We start from the raw sequence: 16970 nt of genomic DNA on the forward strand, positions 1-16970 counted from the left end.
CCTACCAGGGCAAGCGGGTCGAGCCATGAAGGAGAATTGTGGCTAAGACCCGCGTACACGAGCTCGCCAAGGAGTTCGGCGTCGAGAGCAAGTTCGTTCTCGAGAAGTTCAAGGAGATGGGCGAGTTCGTCAAGTCGGCGAGCTCCACCGTCGAGCTGCCTGCGGAGATGCGTTTCCGCAAGGAGGTCGGCGCGTCCCTCAAGGCCGCGCCCGCGGCCCCCGCCGAGGCTGCGCCGTCGGCGCCGGCCCCGGCGTCGTCCGGTGGCGCCCCCACGAGCGGCCCGAAGCCGGGCGCCCGTCCCGGCCCCAAGCCCGGTCCGAAGGCCCCGGCCCCCGCGGCCGAGCCGGTCGTCGAGACCCCGGCCCCCGCCCCCGTCGCCCCGGCCCCCGTCGAGCCGGCCGCTGCCGCCCCGGCCGCCCCGGCCCCCGTCGAGCCGGCCGCTGCCGAGCCGGCTGCTCCCGTCGCGCCCGCCGCGTCGGCCGCACCCTCCGCCCCGGCCAAGCCGTCCCCGACGCCCAAGGCCCCGGCCCCGCGTCCGGTCGGCAAGCCCGGTGGCACCCCGCGTCCGGGCAACAACCCGTTCTCGTCCAACCAGGGCATGGGACGACGTCCCGCAGCCCCGCGCCCCGACGCCGCGGGCGACGCCCCCGCGAGCCCGGGCACCGGCACGGGTGCCGGCGCCGGTGAGAACCGTCCGCCGCGTCCCCCGTCGGCCCGTGACGGCGGCGCCCCCGGGCGCCCCGGCATGCCGCGTCCGAACCCGGCGATGATGCCGAAGTCCCCGGCCGCGTTCGGCAACGGCCCCGGTGGCCGTGGCCCCGGCGGTCCGGGCGGTCCCGGTCGTCCCGGTGCCCCCGGTCGCGGCGGAGCCCCGGGTCGCCCCGGTGCTCCCGGTCGCGGTGGTCCCGGCGGTGGTCCCGGCGGTGCCGGTGCCGGCGCCCCCGGTCGTCCCGGTGGCTTCCCCAGCGGTGGACGCCCCACCAACCGTCCCGGCCAGCGCGGTCAGACCCAGGGTGCCTTCGGTCGCCCCGGCGGTCCGTCGCGTCGCGGTCGCAAGTCGAAGCGCGCCCGTCGCCAGGAGTTCGAGGCCATGGAGGCCCCGACCCTGGGTGGGATGCGCGTCCGCAAGGGCAACGGCGAGACCGTTCGCCTGGCGCGCGGCGCGTCGCTGACCGACTTCGCCGACAAGGTGGGTGTCGACGCGGCCCAGCTCGTGCAGATGCTCTTCCACCTCGGTGAGATGGTCACCGCGACCGAGTCCGTCAACGACGCCACGCTGGAGGTGCTCGGCGAGGAGCTCAACTACAACATCGAGATCATCTCGCCCGAGGACGAGGACCGCGAGCTGCTCGGGTCCTTCGACCTCGAGTTCGGCTCCGACGAGGGCGACGACACCGACCTGGTCATCCGGCCGCCGGTCGTGACCGTGATGGGTCACGTCGACCACGGAAAGACCAAGCTCCTCGACGCCCTGCGTGGCGCCAACGTCGTCGACAAGGAGGCCGGTGGCATCACCCAGCACATCGGTGCCTACCAGGTCGCGACCGACGTCGACGGCAACGAGCGTCGGATCACCCTGATCGACACCCCCGGTCACGAGGCGTTCACCGCCATGCGTGCCCGTGGTGCCCAGGCCACCGACATCGCGATCCTCGTGGTCGCGGCCGACGACGGCGTCATGCCGCAGACGGTCGAGGCGCTCAACCACGCCAAGGCCGCCGGCGTCCCGATCGTCGTCGCGGTCAACAAGATCGACAAGCCCGACGCCGACCCGACCAAGGTCCGCGGCCAGCTGACCGAGTACGGCCTGGTGCCCGAGGAGTACGGCGGCGACGCGATGTTCGTCGACGTCTCGGCCAAGTCCGAGCTCAACCTCGACAAGCTGCTCGAGGCCGTCGTCCTCACCGCCGACGCCTCGCTCGACCTGCGGGCCAACCCGACGCAGGACGCGCAGGGTCTCGTGGTCGAGGCCCACCTCGACCGTGGTCGTGGCCCCGTGGCCACGATCCTGGTCCAGCGCGGCACGCTGCGCGTCGGTGACTCGATCGTCGCCGGTGCGGCCTACGGCCGCGTGCGGGCGATGCTCGACGAGCACGGCCAGGAGATCACCGAGGCCGACCCCGGTCGCCCGGCGATGGTCCTCGGCCTCAGCTCGGTGCCCGGTGCGGGTCAGAACTTCCTCGTCGTCGACGACGACCGGATGGCCCGCCAGATCGCCGAGAAGCGCGAGTCCCGCCAGCGCGCGGCCATGCAGGCCAAGCGCAACGTGCGCCGCACGCTCGAGGACTTCATGGCCTCCATGGAGAAGGGCGCGAGCCAGGAGCTCAACCTCATCCTCAAGGGCGACGTGTCCGGCTCGGTCGAGGCCCTCGAGGACGCCCTGTCGCAGATCGACGTCGGCGACGAGGTCAGCATCCGCGTCATCGACCGCGGTGTCGGTGCGATCACCGAGACCAACGTCGACCTGGCGGCCGCCTCCGACGCGATCATCATCGGCTTCAACGTCCGCCCGCAGGGCAAGGCGACCGAGATGGCCGACAAGGAGGGCGTGGAGATCCGGTACTACACCGTCATCTACCAGGCCATCGACGAGATCGAGGCCGCCCTCAAGGGCATGCTCAAGCCGGAGTTCGAGGAGTCGACCCTGGGCCAGGCGGAGATCCGTGCGATCTTCTCCAGCTCCAAGATCGGCAAGATCGCCGGCTGCATGGTCACCAGTGGCGTCATCCGACGCAACGCCAAGGTCCGGATCCTGCGCGACAACAAGGTGGTGGCCGACAACCTCGACCTCGCCTCGCTGAAGCGCGAGAAGGACGACGCCTCGGAGGTCCGCGAGGGCTTCGAGTGCGGTCTGGTGCTGCGCAACTTCCAGGACATCAAGGAAGGCGATGTCGTGGAGGCCTTCGAGATGCGCGAGATCCCCCGGAGCTGACCGGCTCCCCGTGCGCAAGCGGCCCCGCCACCCGGCGGGGCCGCTTGCGGCGTTCGGGGGCGCCCGTCCCCACCGGCGCGCCCACCCGCTCCGACCGTCGCGACGGTCCGGAGCGACACGTGACGTCCCGCCCTGCTCCAAGCAACGGCGGTCTGAGAAAGTAGGCAGCATGACCAGCCCCCGCGTCCGGAAGATCGCCGACCGGATCCAGGTGATCGTGGCCGAGATGCTCGAGCGACGGATCAAGGATCCGCGGCTCGGGTTCGTGACCATCACCGACGTCCGGCTCACCGGCGACGGGCAGCAGGCCTCGATCTTCTACACCGTGCTCGGCGGTGAGGAGGAGATGGCCGGCACGGCCGTGGCCCTCGAGTCCGCCAAGGGGATCCTGCGCTCCGAGGTCGCCAAGCAGCTCGGCACCCGCATCGTCCCGACCCTGTCGTTCTTCCACGACGCGCTGCCCGACGAGGCCCGTGCGCTGGAGGAGGTGCTCGCCCGCGCCAAGGCGCTGGACGAGGCCGTCGCGGCCGCTCGGGGCTCGGCGTACGCCGGCGAGGAGGACCCCTACAAGAAGCCTCGCGTCATCGGTGAGGACGACGAGGACGAGGGCGACGACGACGGGGACGACGACGAGGGCGGCGAGCCCGGCGTGGACGCCGAGCCCGACGCAGCCCCGGACGACACCGCCGAGGACGACGGCCCGAGGTGACCGCACCCGGTCTCGTCGTCGTCGACAAGCCGGGCGGGATCACCTCGCACGGCGTGGTCTCCCGGATCCGCCGGCTCGCCGGCACCCGCAAGGTCGGCCACGCCGGCACCCTCGACCCGATGGCCACCGGCGTGCTCGTGCTCGGCGTCGACCGGGCCACCCGGCTGCTCGGGCACCTGATGCTCACCGAGAAGCGCTACGACGCCACCATCCGGCTCGGGGTCACCACCACCACCGACGACGCCGAGGGCGAGGTCGTCGCCACCGCCGACGCCTCCCGCGTCGCCGACCTGACCGCTGACGCCGTCCGCGAGGCGCTGGCGGCGTTCGTCGGCCCGATCGACCAGGTCCCCACCGCCGTCTCGGCCATCAAGGTCGACGGCAAGCGCGCCTACCAGCGGGTCCGCGACGGCGAGGAGGTCGAGCTCAAGCCGCGCCGGGTGACCGTGCACGACCTCGTCGTCCACGACGTCCGGCTCGGCGCCGGGTCGGAGGTGCCCGAGCTCACCGTGTCGGTGCGCTGCTCCAGCGGCACCTACATCCGCGCCATCGCGCGCGACGCGGGGGAGCGGCTCGGGGTCGGGGGGCACCTGACGGCACTGCGCCGGACCGCGGTGGGCCCCTTCGACCTCGGCACCGCCCGCACCCTCGAGCAGCTCGACGACGACTTCGCGATCATCCCGATCGCCGAGGCGGCCCGGGCGACCTTCCCGGGGGTCGACCTCGACGAGGCCGAGGCGGTCGACGTCCGCGTCGGTCGGCGGATCGAGCGCGAGCTCGGCGGCCTCAGCGCCGTCTTCGCGCCCGACGGCCAGTTCCTCGCCCTCTACGAGCCGCGCGACCAGGGCGCGCGGCCGGTCGCCGTCTTCGTGTGAGCGCGCCGTAGGCTCTGCGACGTGACGATCTGGCGCTCCTTCGAGGAGATCCCGGCCGACCTCGCCGCCTCCGCCGTCACCATCGGCAACTTCGACGGCGTCCACCGCGGCCACCGGGCGGTGATCGCCCGTGCCCGGGAGCGCGCCGCCGCCCTCGGCGTCCCCCTCGTGGCGGTCACCTTCGACCCGCACCCGATGGCGGTGCTCCGGCCCGACCACGCCCCGACGATGCTCACCACGCTCGAGGAGCGGGCCGTCCTGCTCGCCGAGGTCGGCGTCGACCACGTCCTGGCCCTGCCCTTCGACCTGGCGATGGCCGGCTGGACCCCGCAGGAGTTCGTCGACCGGGTGCTCGTCGGGGACCTGCGCGCCCGTGCGGTCGTGGTGGGCGCCAACTTCCGCTTCGGGCACCGGGCCGCCGGCGACGTCGCGTTCCTCGTCGCCGCGGGGCAGGCCGCCGGGTTCGAGGCCGTGGGCGTCGAGCTCGACGGCGGACCCCAGGTCTGGTCCTCCACCTACGTCCGCACCTGCCTGGCCGCCGGCGACGTCGCCGGTGCCGCCGAGGCCCTCGGCCGGCCGTTCAGCGTCCGCGGCGTCGTCGTCCGGGGCGACCAGCGCGGCCGCGAGCTGGGCTACCCGACGGCCAACGTGCCGACCGGCGGGCTCACCGCTGCCCCGGCTGACGGCGTGTACGCCGGGTGGCTGCATCGGGCCGACACCGGCGAGACGTTCCCCACCGCGATCAGCGTCGGCACCAACCCCACCTTCGACGGTGACCGCTACCGCCGGGTCGAGGGCTACGTCCTCGACCGGACCGACCTCGAGCTGTACGGCGTCGAGGTCGAGGTCTCCTTCGTCGACCGGCTGCGCGGGATGGTCGCCTTCGACGGGATCGACGCCCTCGTGGAGCAGATGGCCGACGACGTCCGGCGGGCCCGCGAGGTCCTCGGTGCCTGACGGCTCCCCCTCACCGGCGGTCGCGGAGGCCGAGCACTGGTTCCAGGCCCACGGCCTGTCGTACTTCGTGCCCGACGTGCGCGACGCCGTCCGGGCCGGCCTCCGCCCGCGGCGCTTCCTCCCGCCGGTGCTCGGTGTCTCCCTCCTGGCGGTCGCGATCGGCGCGCTGCTGGCGTGGTTCTCCGACGAGGTGACGGCGGCCCCCGCCGTGATCGTCTCCTTCGCGGGCATCGGTGCCCTGGGCTACGCCCTGACGGCCCTGCGCGCGCAGGGGATCGTCGTCTGGGCGCTCAGCCACACCTTCGGCAGCCTGCGGGTGCTGGTGCCGATGGTGAGCCGGGCGCTGCCGCTCCTGCTCGTGTTCGTGACGTTCCTGTTCATCAACGCCGAGGCGTGGCAGATGACGGCCAACCTCAAGCCCGGCATCCTCTGGACCGTCGTGCTGCTGCTGACCGGGCTCGCGGTGCTGTTCCTGCTCGTCCGCCTGCCCGAGGAGGTGGACCGGGTCGACGACGCGGTCGACGACGAGTTCCTGCGGCGCACGACGCGCGGCACGCCGCTCGAGGCGGCCGCCGTCCGGCTCGTCGAGGAGGGGCGGGACCCGGCCGCGAACGCCCAGGTCTCGGGCTACGACCGTTGGAACCTGATCCTGGTGCTGCTGGTCGTGCAGATCGGCCAGGTGCTGCTGCTCGCGGTGACGGTCTTCTGCTTCTTCCTGCTCTTCGGTGCGCTGGTGATGACCGTGGACGTCCAGAACGCCTGGACCGGCCTCGACGGCGGGGTCGACAGCTTCTCGTTCCTGCCCACGGTCTCCTACGAGCTGCTCAAGGTCTCGTTGTTCCTCGCCGCGTTCTCGGGGCTCTACTTCACCGTCTCGGCGGTCACCGACGAGACCTACCGCAGCCAGTTCTTCGCGGCGGTCACCGAGGAGCTCGAGCGCGCGGTCGGCATGCGGGCGGTCTACCTCACCCTGCGCGACGACCCGGCCACCGCCTGATCGCACGTCGGCGCGAGGCGGGAGCCGGAGGCGGCTCCACCGGCATCGGACGGAGCCAGGACTACCAGCCGCGGCGCCGCCGCCGGGAGGGCGTCGACACCGCGGTCTGGTCGTCGTGGCGTTCGGTCACTCGGCGTCGAGGTCCTTCTCGACGAGGGCGGCGATGGCGTCGACGTCGGCCTGGTTGTCACCGGAGACCTCGATCGTGTCGCCGTTGCCGGCACCGAGGGTCATGATGAGCAGCGACGAGCCGGCGTCGACGGGCTCGTCGCCGGGGACGCCGATCAGCACGTCGGAGTCGAGGTCGCCGGCCGCCTCGCTGATGATCGCGGCGGGACGGGCGTGGAGGCCGACGGCCGAGCCGACGGTGACGGTCCTGGTGGGCATGGGTTCTCCTGGTGGTGGTGGGTGAGGGAGCTGCTGGGTCAGGGGGTCACGCCACGGCCGCGGCGACGGGGTCCTTGGCGGTGGACTTGAGGGCGATCACGGCGGCCGCACCGACGACGACGCCGGCCGCGAGCGCCAGCAGGAATCCCAGCACGCCGTCGACGGCGAACAGCACGAAGATACCCCCGTGCGGTGCCCGGACGCTGACGTCCATCAGCTCAGAGAGCCCACCGGTGACGGCGGAGCCGAGCATCATCGCGGGGATCACGCGCAGCGGGTCGGCGGCCGCGAACGGGATCGCGCCCTCGGTGATGAACGACGCGCCGAGCAGCCAGCCGGCCTTGCCGTTCTCGCGCTCGGCGGCGTTGAAGAGCCGCGGCCGGACGACGGTGGCCAGCGCCAGCGCGATCGGCGGGACCATGCCGGCGAGCATCACCGCCGCCATGATCTTCAGCTCGGGGGCGTCGCTGGCGAGCGAGGCGCCGCCGACGCCGGCCGCGGCGAAGGAGTAGGCGACCTTGTTGAGCGGACCGCCCATGTCGAAGGCCATCATCAGGCCCAGGATCGCGCCGAGCAGGACGGCGTAGCTGCCGCTCATGTCGGACAGCCCGTCGGTGAGCTGGTCCATCAGCCAGCCGATCGGCCGGCCGAAGACGACGATCATGAGCAGGCCGGCGATGATCGAGGTCAGCAGCGGGATGACGAGCACCGGCATCAGGCCGCGGGCCCACTTCGGCACGCTCCAGCTCGCGATCCAGTGCGCGATGATGCCGGCGAGGACGCCGCCCACGATCGCGCCGAGGAAGCCGGTGGCCGGCAGGCCGACGCCGTTGGGGTCGGCGACGCCGAAGATGTTGGCGGCCAGGCCACCGACGATGAAGCCGGGGGCGATGCCGGGGCGGTCGGCGATCGCGTAGGCGATGTAGCCGGCCAGGGCCGGGATGAAGAACATGAACGCCGTCTTGCCGATGATGAAGAACAGCGCACCGAGGTAGACCATCAGGCCGGAGTCGAACAGCGCGTGGTCGAGGCCGAGGGCGCCCGGGTCCGGGAGGTCGAAGAGCGTGTTGTTGACCGCGACGTCGCCGTACGGGCCGACGATCTCGTAGCCACCGAGCAGGAACGACAGGGCGATCAGCAGACCGCCGGCCGCGACGAACGGGATCATGTAGGACACCCCGGTCATCAGGACCCGGCGGGTGCGCCCGCCCCACGACTCGTTGGCACCGCCACCGGTGTTCGTGCTCTCGCCACCGCCGCTGCCCTCGACGCGCGGGGCCTGGGGGTCGTCGGCGTTGCGCAGGGCCTCGGCGATGATGCCGTCGCCGTCGTCGATGGGGCGCTTGACGCCGGAGGAGACCAGCGGCTTCCCGGCGAACCGGCCCCGGTCGCGCACCCCGACGTCGACGGCGAAGATGACGGCGTCCGCGGCGGCGATGGTCGCGGGGTCGAGCGGGGTCGAGCCGGCCGAGCCCTGGGTCTCGACCTCGATCTCGACGCCGGCGCGGGCCGCGGCGGCCTCCAGGGCCTCGGCGGCCATGTAGGTGTGCGCGATGCCGGTCGGGCACGCGGTGACGGCGACCAGGCGGCGGGTGACGCGGGCCGCCGCAGGGGTGGTCGCGGTCGCGGTGTCAGCCGGGGGCTTGTCGATGCTCACCGGGTCGGCGGCCGGCTTGGGCTTGTCGGCCACGGCGTCCAGCACGAGCGCGACGACCTCGTCGGCGGTGGTGGCGGCGCGGAGCCCGTCGGTGAAGTCCTTGCGGACCAGCGCCCGGGCGAGCTTGGTGAGGATCTGGAGGTGGGTGCTGCCGCCACCGGCCGGGGCGGCGATGAGGAACGCGATGTCGGCCGGGCCGTCCTTGGCGCCGAAGTCGACCGGCGGGGCGAGCCGGGTGAAGACCAGCGTGGGCTCCTCGACCCCCTCGGTGCGGCAGTGCGGGATCGCGATGCCGCCCTTGAGCCCGGTCGGCGAGGTGGCCTCGCGGGCCAGCGCGTCCTCGACGAGCCGGTCGACGTCGATCGCCCGGTCGGCGTCCTGGACGACGCGGGCCAGCGCCCGGATCACGTCGTGCTTGTCGCTGCCGAGGTCGGCGTCGAGCCGGACCAGGTCAGCGGTGATGAGCTCGGTCATGCGGTCACGCTCCAGTGGTGGTCGCCAGGTCGCGGACGACGACCAGGTCTGGTCGCACCTGCTCTGGCTGGGGGATGGTGGTGCCGGGAAGTGCGGCGGCTGCGCTGCCGTAGGCGACGGCGAGAGCCAGGCGGTCGGCGGGGTCCTGGCCGCGGAGCCCCCCGAGCAGGTAGCCGAACAGGCTGGAGTCGCCGGCACCGACGGTGCTGACGACCTCCGTCGGAGGGGGCGTCGCGTGCCACGCCCCCTCGGCGGTGACCAGGACGGCGCCGTGACCACCGAGGGTGGCCAGGACGTCGGTGACGCCGGCGTCGACCAGCGTGCGGGCAGCGGTCGCGGCCGCCGCCGGGTCGGACTCGAGCAGGTCGGCGTCGCCACCGGTGAAGGAGGCCAGCTCCTCGCCGTTCGGCTTCATCAGGTGCGGCGCGGTCTCGGGCGAGAGCCGCGCGACGAGCGCGGTGAGCGGCTCCTCGGAGGTGTCGACCGCGACCCGGGTGACGGTGCGCAGGTCGGCGACCAGGTCGGCGTACCAGCCGGCGGGGGCGCCCGGCGGCAGCGAGCCGGCAAGGACGACCCACTCCGCGGAGGCGGCGAGCTCGTGGAGCGTGGCGGCGAGGGCGTCGAGGGTGGCGGGGGTGGCGGTGGCGCCGGGGCTGTTGAGCTTGGTGGTGGTGCCGTCGGGCTCGCTGACGGTGAGGTTGACGCGGACGGGCCCGTCGGGGGCGACCAGGCGGCTCGGGATGGCCGCCGCGGCGAGCTCGAGGGCGAACGGGTCGTCGGGGGAGGCGGGCAGCACCGCCGTCGTCGCGACGTCGGCGGCGAGGCAGGCCCGCGAGATGTTGACCCCCTTGCCGCCGGCCTGGGAGAACGCCGCCTCGGTGCGCTGGACGGCGCCGCGCAGCAGCGGGCCCTCCAGCATGATCGTGCGGTCGATGCTGGGGTTGGGTGTCAGGGTGACGATCAGGCCGGTCGGGGGGATGCTCACGCTAGGAGAACCTCGATTCCTGCTCTCTCGATCGCCCGACGGTCGGACGGCTCGATGGCGGCGTCGGTGACCACGATGTCCACCTCGGAGAGCGCCGCGAAACGGATGGCGGAGTCGTGGCCGATCTTGGTCGAGTCGACCAGGGCGACCACCTGCTGGGCGGCGCCCACGATGGCGCGCTTGGTCGCGGCCTCGTCGGCGTCGGGGGTGGACAGTCCGTGCCCGACGCTGAGGGCGTTGCTGCCGAGGAAGGCGATGTCGGCGCGCAGCATGCCGAGGGCCGCGACGGTGTCGGGGCCGACGGCGGCGTGCGTCGCGGTGCGCACCCGTCCGGGGAGCAGGTGCAGCTCGACCAGGGGGAGCGTGGCCAGCCGCGAGGCGACCGGGACCGCGTGGGTGAACACGACCAGGCGCCGGTCCTGGGGGAGCGCACCCGCCAGGCGGGACGTCGTGCTGCCGGCGTCGAGGATGATCGTCGACCCGTCGGCGGGCAGCAGCGCCACGGCCGCCTTGGCGATGAGGTCCTTGAGGTCGGTGTTGAGCCGGTCGCGGTCGCCCAGCGCGGCCTCGGTCGTCCCGAGCGCGTCGGCGGGGACGGCGCCGCCGTGGACGCGGCGCACGAGGCCGAGGCGCTCCAGCTGCGAGAGGTCACGGCGCACGGTCTCGGTGGTGACGTCGTACTCTTCGGCCAGCGCCGTCACCGAGACGCGTCTGTGCTCGGTGATCAGGCGCGACATGGCCTGCTGACGTTCCTCGGCGTACACGTGACCTCCTCACCCGTGCCCGGTCGCTCGGTGGAACCGGCAGGGCCGAGTGGCGGCCCTCACAATCTGCACTTATGTTGTTTTATGCCCGAATGTGTTGACTGTCAAGGGGTGGGGGTGAGTAACTTGTGATCGTGGTCACCGACGCCAACCCCTCCGCCAGCGCCCTCCAGCCCGCCTTCACCGGCACCCCGGTCGTACCCGGGGTGGCCTACGGGCCCGCCGTCCTCGCCCGCGGCGAGGTCTCCTCCGAGGCCGTCGCGGCCTTCGGCGACGGCGGTTTCGCCGACGTCGAGGCGGCCCTGGCCGCCTACGACGCCGCCTCGACCGCGGTCTCCGGCGGCTTCTCCGCCAAGGCCGAGCGCGCCAGCGGCGCCGCCGCCGAGGTGCTCACCGCGAGCGCCGGGCTCGCCACCGACCGTGGCCTGCGCGGCGCGGTCCGCAAGAACCTGCGTGCCGGCAGCCCGCTGCTCGAGGCTGTCGACCACGCCGTGGAGCAGTTCGCCGGCGTCTTCACGCAGATGGGTGGACTGATGGCCGAGCGGGTCACCGACCTCCGCGACATCGAGCGCCGCCTCGTCGCGCGCCTGGTCGGCGAGGCCGAGCCGGGCGTCCCCACCCCCGACGCGCCCTCGATCCTCGTCGCCGAGGACCTGGCGCCCGCCGACACCGCCGGTCTCGACCCGGCCGTCGTGCTGGCCCTGGTCACCGAGCGTGGCGGTCCCACCAGCCACACCGCGATCATCGCCCGCCAGCTCGGCATCCCGTGCGTCGTCGGCACCGCCGACATCCTCACGGTCGACCCCGGCACGATGCTGCTCGTCGACGGCACCAGCGGCGGGGTCACGATCGACGTCGACCCCGACGTGGCCGGCGCGCTCGTCGCCGCCGACGCCGAGGAGCGCGAGGCGCTCGCCCAGTGGACCGGCCCCGGCGCGACGTCCGACGGGTTCCGCGTCAAGATCCTGGCGAACGTCGCCGACGGTCAGTCCGCGCGGTCCTCGGCGACCGGCCCGGTCGAGGGCGTCGGCCTCTTCCGGACCGAGCTGTGCTTCCTCAACCGCACCGAGGAGCCGACGGTCGACGAGCAGGCCGAGATCTACGCCGAGGTGCTCCGGGCCTTCCACGACGACCGGTACGTCGTCGTGCGCACCCTCGACGCGGGCTCCGACAAGCCCGTCGCCTTCGCGACGATGCCGGGCGAGGAGAACCCCGCGCTCGGCGTCCGCGGGCTCCGGCTGTCGTTCAGCAACCCCTCGTTGCTCGAGCGCCAGCTCGACGCCATCGCCGCGGCGGCCGCGTCGACCGGCACCGAGACGTGGGTGATGGCGCCGATGGTGGCGACCATCGCCGAGGCGCGGGAGTTCTCCGCCGCCGTCCGGGGGCGCGGGCTGAAGTCGGGCGTCATGGTCGAGGTCCCCTCGGCGGCGCTGATGGCCCACCAGATGCTGGAGGAGGTCGACTTCCTCTCGATCGGCACCAACGACCTGACCCAGTACACGATGGCCGCCGACCGGATGGCGACCGACCTCGCGCACCTCACCGACCCCTGGCAGCCCGCCGTCCTCCAGCTCGTCGCGATCACGGCCGAGGCCGGTCGTCAGGCCGACAAGCCGGTCGGCGTCTGTGGCGAGGCCGCGGCCGACCCGCTGCTCGCCTGCGTGCTGGTCGGCATGGGCATCACGTCGCTCTCGATGGCGGCCGCCGCGGCGAAGCCCGTCGGAGCCCGCCTGGCGACGATCACCCACGACACCTGTCTGGAGGCGGCCGAGGCCGCCCTCGCGGCCGTCGACCCGGCCTCGGCCCGCGCCGCGGCCCTGGCGGTGCTCGGGGGCTGAGCCGCCCGTCGTCCTGGAGTCGGCCGGGACCGCGCGCCCTTCAAGATTAAGTCGCGCGAGTTGATGCTGTTACGGTCGCTCCATGACCAGTCACTCGGGACCGGGCGCCACGCGCCGCACCCTCCTGGCGGCCGGGGTCGCGGCGCCGCTCGTGTCCGTCATCGGCGGCTCGCTCACCCAGCGGGCCACCGCCGGGGCGCCGTCGATCCTCAAGCCGCTCCCGGCCGACCGGTTCGTCGACTTCGGCACCAACGCCGAGATGCGCTGGGACTCCGTCGACCCGCGCCGCTTCCTCACCCGCCAGCGCGACCTCTTCGTGCGCAACCACACCGCGACGCCGACGATCGACCGGGCGACGTACGCGCTGCGGGTGCACGGCGACGGGCTCGCCGACCCGCGCACGGAGTCGGAGGCCCACACCCTCTCCTGGCGTGACCTGCGGGCGCTCCCGAGCACCACGCTGACCTCGGTGCACGAGTGCACCGGCAACGGCCGGAGCCTCTTCGCCACCCAGCAGGGGACGCCGGCCAACGGCACCGCGTGGACGCTCGGCTCGGTCGCCACCGTGCGCTGGGAGGGCGTGCGGCTGCGCACCGTGCTGCGCCGTCTCGGCCTCTCACCCGACGCCGTCTCGGTGCAGGCGACCGGCCTCGATGCGCCGTACGTCAGCGGCGGGGTCGACCACGGCCGGGTGCGCCGGCCGTTCCCGATCGCCAAGGCGCTGGACGACGCCCTGCTCGCGTGGGGCGCCGACGGCGCACCGCTGCTGCCCGACCACGGCTACCCGCTGCGGCTGGTGCTGCCCGGCTGGGTCGGCATCGGCAGCATCAAGTGGCTCGGCTCGCTCGAGGTCAGCCGCAGGGAGCTGACCTCGCCGTGGAACACCACGTGGTACCGGATGACCGGCGGGGCCTACCCCGTCGACGCGCCGCCGCTGACCGTCAACCCCGTCCGCTCGGCGTGGGAGCTGCCCTGGGGCGCGACGCTCCCGGCCGGCCGCAGCCAGGTCCTCACGGGCCGGTCGTGGAGCGGCCTCGCGCCGATCCGCCGGGTCGACGTCAGCCTCGACGGCGGCCGCACCTGGACCCCCGCCCGGCTCGAGGACGACGACCGCGGAGGACACGGGCACCACGAGGACCACAGGCACCACCGGGGCCGCGACCGCGGCGACCGCGGCCACGGCTGGACCCGCTGGTCGGTGCGCTGGCGTCGTCCCGCGCCCGGGACCACCGCGCTGCTGGCCCGGGCCACCGACCGCGCCGGGCGCACCCAGCCCCTCGTGACGCCGTTCAACGACAACGGCTACTTCTTCGACGCCGTCGTCCGGCACCCGGTCACGGTGAGCTGACTGGCCTCTCGCCGGGCTCCTCGTCGGGCTCGTCCTCTTCGTCGGCGGGCGCCGACGCCACCGGGGTCCCGCTCCTCGCCGACACGATCTCGTCGAGGTAGCGCAGCACCACGGCCGTGACCGCCACGACCGGCACGGCGAGGAACGCACCGGTGATGCCGAACAGCGTCGAGCCGAGCGTCACCGACAGCAGGACGACGGCCGCGTGCAGCTGCATGCTCCGCGACTGGAGCCACGGCGAGAGGACGTTGCCCTCGAGCTGCTGGACGCCCACGATGACCGCGAGGATGATCAGCGCGGCGGTCGGCCCGTTCGTGACCAGCGCCACCAGCACCGCGAGGGCGCCGACCACGAAGGCCCCGACGATCGGCACGAAGCCACCGACGAACGTCAGGATCGCCAGCGGGATCGCCAGGGGCACACCCACGACCAGCAGGGCGATGCCGATCAGCAGCGCGTCGACCGCGCTGACGATCGCCTGCGTGCGGATGTAGCCGCCGAGCGTCGTCCACGAGCGACGCATCACCTCGGTGAGGTGGCCGCCGACCCGGTCGCCGGCGAGGCGCTCGACCCACGGCCCGAACCGGCGCCCGTCCTTGAGGAACAGGAAGGTCAGGATCAGCGTGATGACCACGGTGACGGTGGCGGAGGTGGCCGCGCCGACGCCGGTGAGGACGCCGGAGGCGATCGCCCCGCTGCTGCTGCCCAGCTTGTCCTGCATGGCCTCGATACCGGCGTCGATCTGGTCGCGCGAGACGAAGTCCTTGGCCTGCACCCAGTCCTGCACGTCCTGCAGCCCGGCCGAGGCCTTGTCGACGATGTCGCCGAGCTGTCCGCCCACGGCGGGCGCGATGGCGAAGCCGATGCCGACCAGGGCCCCCAGCGACCCCAGCAGCACCACGGCCGCGGCCAGGGCCGGGGGCAGGTGCAGCCGGCGCTCGAGGAGGCGGGCCGGCTTCTCCAGCACGGTGGTCAGGATGAGCGCCAGCGCGACGGGGAGCACGATGCTCCAGAACCGCCCGACGACCAGGCCGAGCAGTACCGCGGCGATCGCGATCAGGATCCACCGACCGCTCCACCGGGCCAGCCAGGCGATGCCGTCGCCGGCCACCTCCGCGCGCTGGCGGGGCGCGGGCGGCGGCGCGGCGGGGGCTGGCGTGGGGGACGTCATGGCTCGACCCTCGCAGACCGCCGGCGACCCGCGCGGATCACTCACCCCGGCGGTGGTGCCCGTGGGGACGACGATGAGGGTGGGGCGACCGGGTCACAGGTGCAGCCAGGCCAGCACCGCCCGCACCCGACGGTGGTCGTCGTCGGCGGGCGGCAGGTCGAGCTTGGAGAAGATCCCGTTGATGTGCTTGGCCACGGCCTTCTCGGTGACGACGAGGTGCCCGGCGATCGCGGCGTTCGACCGGCCCTCGGCCATCAGCGCGAGCACCTCGCGCTCGCGCGGCGTGAGCCGGTCCAGGGGCCGCTCGCGCCGCCGCGCCATGATCGCGGCGACCACCTCGGGGTCGAGCACGGTGCCGCCCGCGGCGACGCGACGGACGCCGTCGACGAACTCGGCGACGTCGGACACCCGGTCCTTGAGCAGGTAGCCCACGCCCCCCTCGCCGCTGGCGAGCAGCTCGCGTGCGTAGAGGTGCTCGACGTACTGCGAGATCACCATCACCGGGAACCCGGGCCGCTGGGCGCGGACGGCGATCGCCGCGCGCAGGCCCTCGTCGGTCTGCGAGGGAGGGAGCCGGACGTCGACCACGGCCGCGTCGGCGTCCGGGTCGCGCAGCACCTCGGCGAGGGCGTCGCCGTCGGCGACCGCGTGCAGGACGGTGAAGCCGTTGCTCTCGAGCAGCTGGGTCATCCCGGCGCGGAGGAGCGCGTGGTCCTCGGCCAGGACAAGTCGCACGGCACCTCCAGGACGATCTCGGTCGGCCCACCCGGCGGGCTGCTCACCGCCATCGTGCCGTCGAACGACGCCAGGCGCCGCCGGATGCCCAGCATGCCGGTCCCGGCGTCCGGGTCGGCGCCGCCCACGCCGTCGTCGGTGACGACGACGCGCAGCCGACCCCCGACGTGGTGCAGAGCGATGGTCGCCGCGGCGGCACCGGCGTGCTTGCCGACGTTGGCCAGGCACTCCGCGACCCCGAGGTAGAGCGCCGACTCCACGGGCGCCGGCGGCCGCCCGGGCAGGTCCACCTCGACGTGCACCGGCACCGCCATGTCGAGGGCCAGGGCCTCGACCGCGCCGGCCAGCCCGCGGTCGGCCAGCACCGGCGGGTGGATCCCGCGCACGACGGCGCGCAGCTCGCCGATCGCCGCGGACGTCGTCGCGCGGGCGTCGGTGACGAGCCGGCGGGCCCGCGCGGGGTCGCCGGCGGGGTCGGCCAGGGCCTGCTCGGCGAGCCCGAGGCTCATCGACAGCGCGACCAGCCGGGCCTGCGGGCCGTCGTGGAGGTCGCGCTCGAGCCGGCGCAGCTCCCCGGCCGCGTGGTCGACGGCCTCGGCCCGGGTCTCGGTGAGCACCTGCACCCGGCGCTCGAGCTTCTCGGTGCGGCTCGACGCGAGGAACCACAGGTCGACGTGCGACCGCAGCTGCATGGTGGGTCGCACCGCGACCCACCACAGCGGCCAGGTGAGGACCGCCAGCAGCTCGAGGACGCAGAGCAGCGCGACCACCCAGCCGAATGTGCAGGCCCAGACGAGCCACCCCAGGTCGCGCCAGCTCATCGGGTCGCGCGCGACCGCGACGAGGGCGGCCAGCGGCTGACGGGGCACCGGCCGGTAGGGACGCGGCACGTCGAGGCCGAGGACGTCGGCGGCCATCCGCCGGTGCGCGTCGGCGACCAGGCGGGTCGCGGGCACGGCCACCACCAGCAGCAGCCCGCCGACCCAGACCACCATCAGCACGCCGCCGACGACGGTGAGGATCGCCAGCGCCAGCGCGACGACCCCCAGCAGGAGGTGCGCGGCGGCGTACCCCGTCAGGCGCAGGCGACTCGGCTCGGACATGGCTCCATCCTCGCGGTCGCCCCGACCGGACGCAGTG

Annotated in this window: 14 protein-coding genes; 7 read left to right on the top strand and 7 right to left on the bottom strand. The window is 73.9% G+C overall.

From position 1 onward, the window contains the following. Positions 1-38 precede the first annotated feature (38 nt). The 5 genes from infB (at position 39) to E4623_RS15505 (ending at position 6471) form a co-directional block, all read left to right on the top strand. Entirely contained in the window at positions 39-2933 is a 2895-nt protein-coding gene (gene infB / locus E4623_RS15485) for a translation initiation factor IF-2 (protein WP_134767445.1), read from the top strand. Between the two features lie 169 nt (positions 2934-3102). Further along, positions 3103-3642: a 30S ribosome-binding factor RbfA gene (gene rbfA, locus E4623_RS15490; protein WP_134767446.1), complete on the top strand. Its 540-nt coding sequence runs from the start codon at positions 3103-3105 to the stop codon at positions 3640-3642. Beyond that, on the top strand, positions 3639-4517 hold the full coding sequence (gene truB, locus E4623_RS15495; protein WP_134767447.1) for a tRNA pseudouridine(55) synthase TruB: 879 nt from the start codon (positions 3639-3641) through the stop codon (positions 4515-4517). The genes rbfA and truB overlap by 4 nt, the downstream gene beginning before the upstream one ends. A gap of 21 nt (positions 4518-4538) precedes the next feature. Then, on the top strand, positions 4539-5474 hold the full coding sequence (locus tag E4623_RS15500; RefSeq protein ID WP_134767448.1) for a bifunctional riboflavin kinase/FAD synthetase: 936 nt from the start codon (positions 4539-4541) through the stop codon (positions 5472-5474). Then, entirely contained in the window at positions 5467-6471 is a 1005-nt protein-coding gene (locus E4623_RS15505; protein WP_134767449.1) for a hypothetical protein, read from the top strand. The genes E4623_RS15500 and E4623_RS15505 overlap by 8 nt, the downstream gene beginning before the upstream one ends. A 126-nt stretch (positions 6472-6597) precedes the next feature. On the opposite strand, the gene E4623_RS15510 is transcribed toward E4623_RS15505, so the two are convergent. From E4623_RS15510 to E4623_RS15525, 4 genes are read right to left on the bottom strand one after another with little or no spacing between them, the layout of a single operon-like run. Next, the gene (locus E4623_RS15510; protein WP_134767450.1) at positions 6598-6858 is read right to left on the bottom strand and encodes an HPr family phosphocarrier protein; all 261 of its coding nucleotides are present in this window, start codon (positions 6856-6858) and stop codon (positions 6598-6600) included. Positions 6859-6904: 46 nt separating this feature from the next. Beyond that, entirely contained in the window at positions 6905-8989 is a 2085-nt protein-coding gene (locus E4623_RS15515) for a fructose-specific PTS transporter subunit EIIC (protein ID WP_134767451.1), read from the bottom strand. Positions 8990-8993: 4 nt separating this feature from the next. Continuing rightward, positions 8994-9953 carry a hexose kinase gene (locus E4623_RS15520; RefSeq protein ID WP_134767722.1) on the bottom strand — a complete coding sequence of 320 codons (960 nt, stop codon included), beginning with the start codon at positions 9951-9953 and terminating at the stop codon, positions 8994-8996. Positions 9954-9970: 17 nt separating this feature from the next. Further along, complete coding sequence (locus E4623_RS15525) at positions 9971-10738, bottom strand: DeoR/GlpR family DNA-binding transcription regulator (RefSeq protein ID WP_134767452.1); 768 nt, start codon at positions 10736-10738, stop codon at positions 9971-9973. 134 nt (positions 10739-10872) lie between these two features. On the opposite strand from E4623_RS15525, the gene ptsP reads away from it, so the two are divergent. Together ptsP and E4623_RS15535 are read left to right on the top strand one after the other, a co-directional pair. After that, the gene (gene ptsP, locus E4623_RS15530; RefSeq protein WP_209020708.1) at positions 10873-12576 is read left to right on the top strand and encodes a phosphoenolpyruvate--protein phosphotransferase; all 1704 of its coding nucleotides are present in this window, start codon (positions 10873-10875) and stop codon (positions 12574-12576) included. A gap of 82 nt (positions 12577-12658) precedes the next feature. After that, on the top strand, positions 12659-13924 hold the full coding sequence (locus E4623_RS15535) for a molybdopterin-dependent oxidoreductase (protein WP_134767454.1): 1266 nt from the start codon (positions 12659-12661) through the stop codon (positions 13922-13924). Here the strand turns inward: E4623_RS15535 and E4623_RS15540 are convergent. The 3 genes from E4623_RS15540 to E4623_RS15550 all read right to left on the bottom strand — a co-directional run bounded on the left by E4623_RS15540 (position 13911) and on the right by E4623_RS15550 (position 16933). Continuing rightward, positions 13911-15095, bottom strand: coding sequence for an AI-2E family transporter (locus E4623_RS15540; RefSeq protein ID WP_134767455.1), 1185 nt, complete (start codon positions 15093-15095; stop codon positions 13911-13913). The two genes, E4623_RS15535 and E4623_RS15540, sit on opposite strands and share 14 nt — an antisense overlap. A 93-nt stretch (positions 15096-15188) precedes the next feature. Beyond that, positions 15189-15830 carry a response regulator transcription factor gene (locus tag E4623_RS15545; RefSeq protein ID WP_134767456.1) on the bottom strand — a complete coding sequence of 214 codons (642 nt, stop codon included), beginning with the start codon at positions 15828-15830 and terminating at the stop codon, positions 15189-15191. Then, positions 15782-16933, bottom strand: coding sequence for a sensor histidine kinase (locus tag E4623_RS15550; protein ID WP_134767457.1), 1152 nt, complete (start codon positions 16931-16933; stop codon positions 15782-15784). Before E4623_RS15550 ends, E4623_RS15545 begins: the two co-directional genes overlap by 49 nt. Positions 16934-16970: the final 37 nt, after the last annotated feature.

It is taken from the genome of Nocardioides sp. 1609 (assembly GCF_004522105.1).
In the GTDB taxonomy this organism is placed as follows: domain Bacteria; phylum Actinomycetota; class Actinomycetes; order Propionibacteriales; family Nocardioidaceae; genus Nocardioides.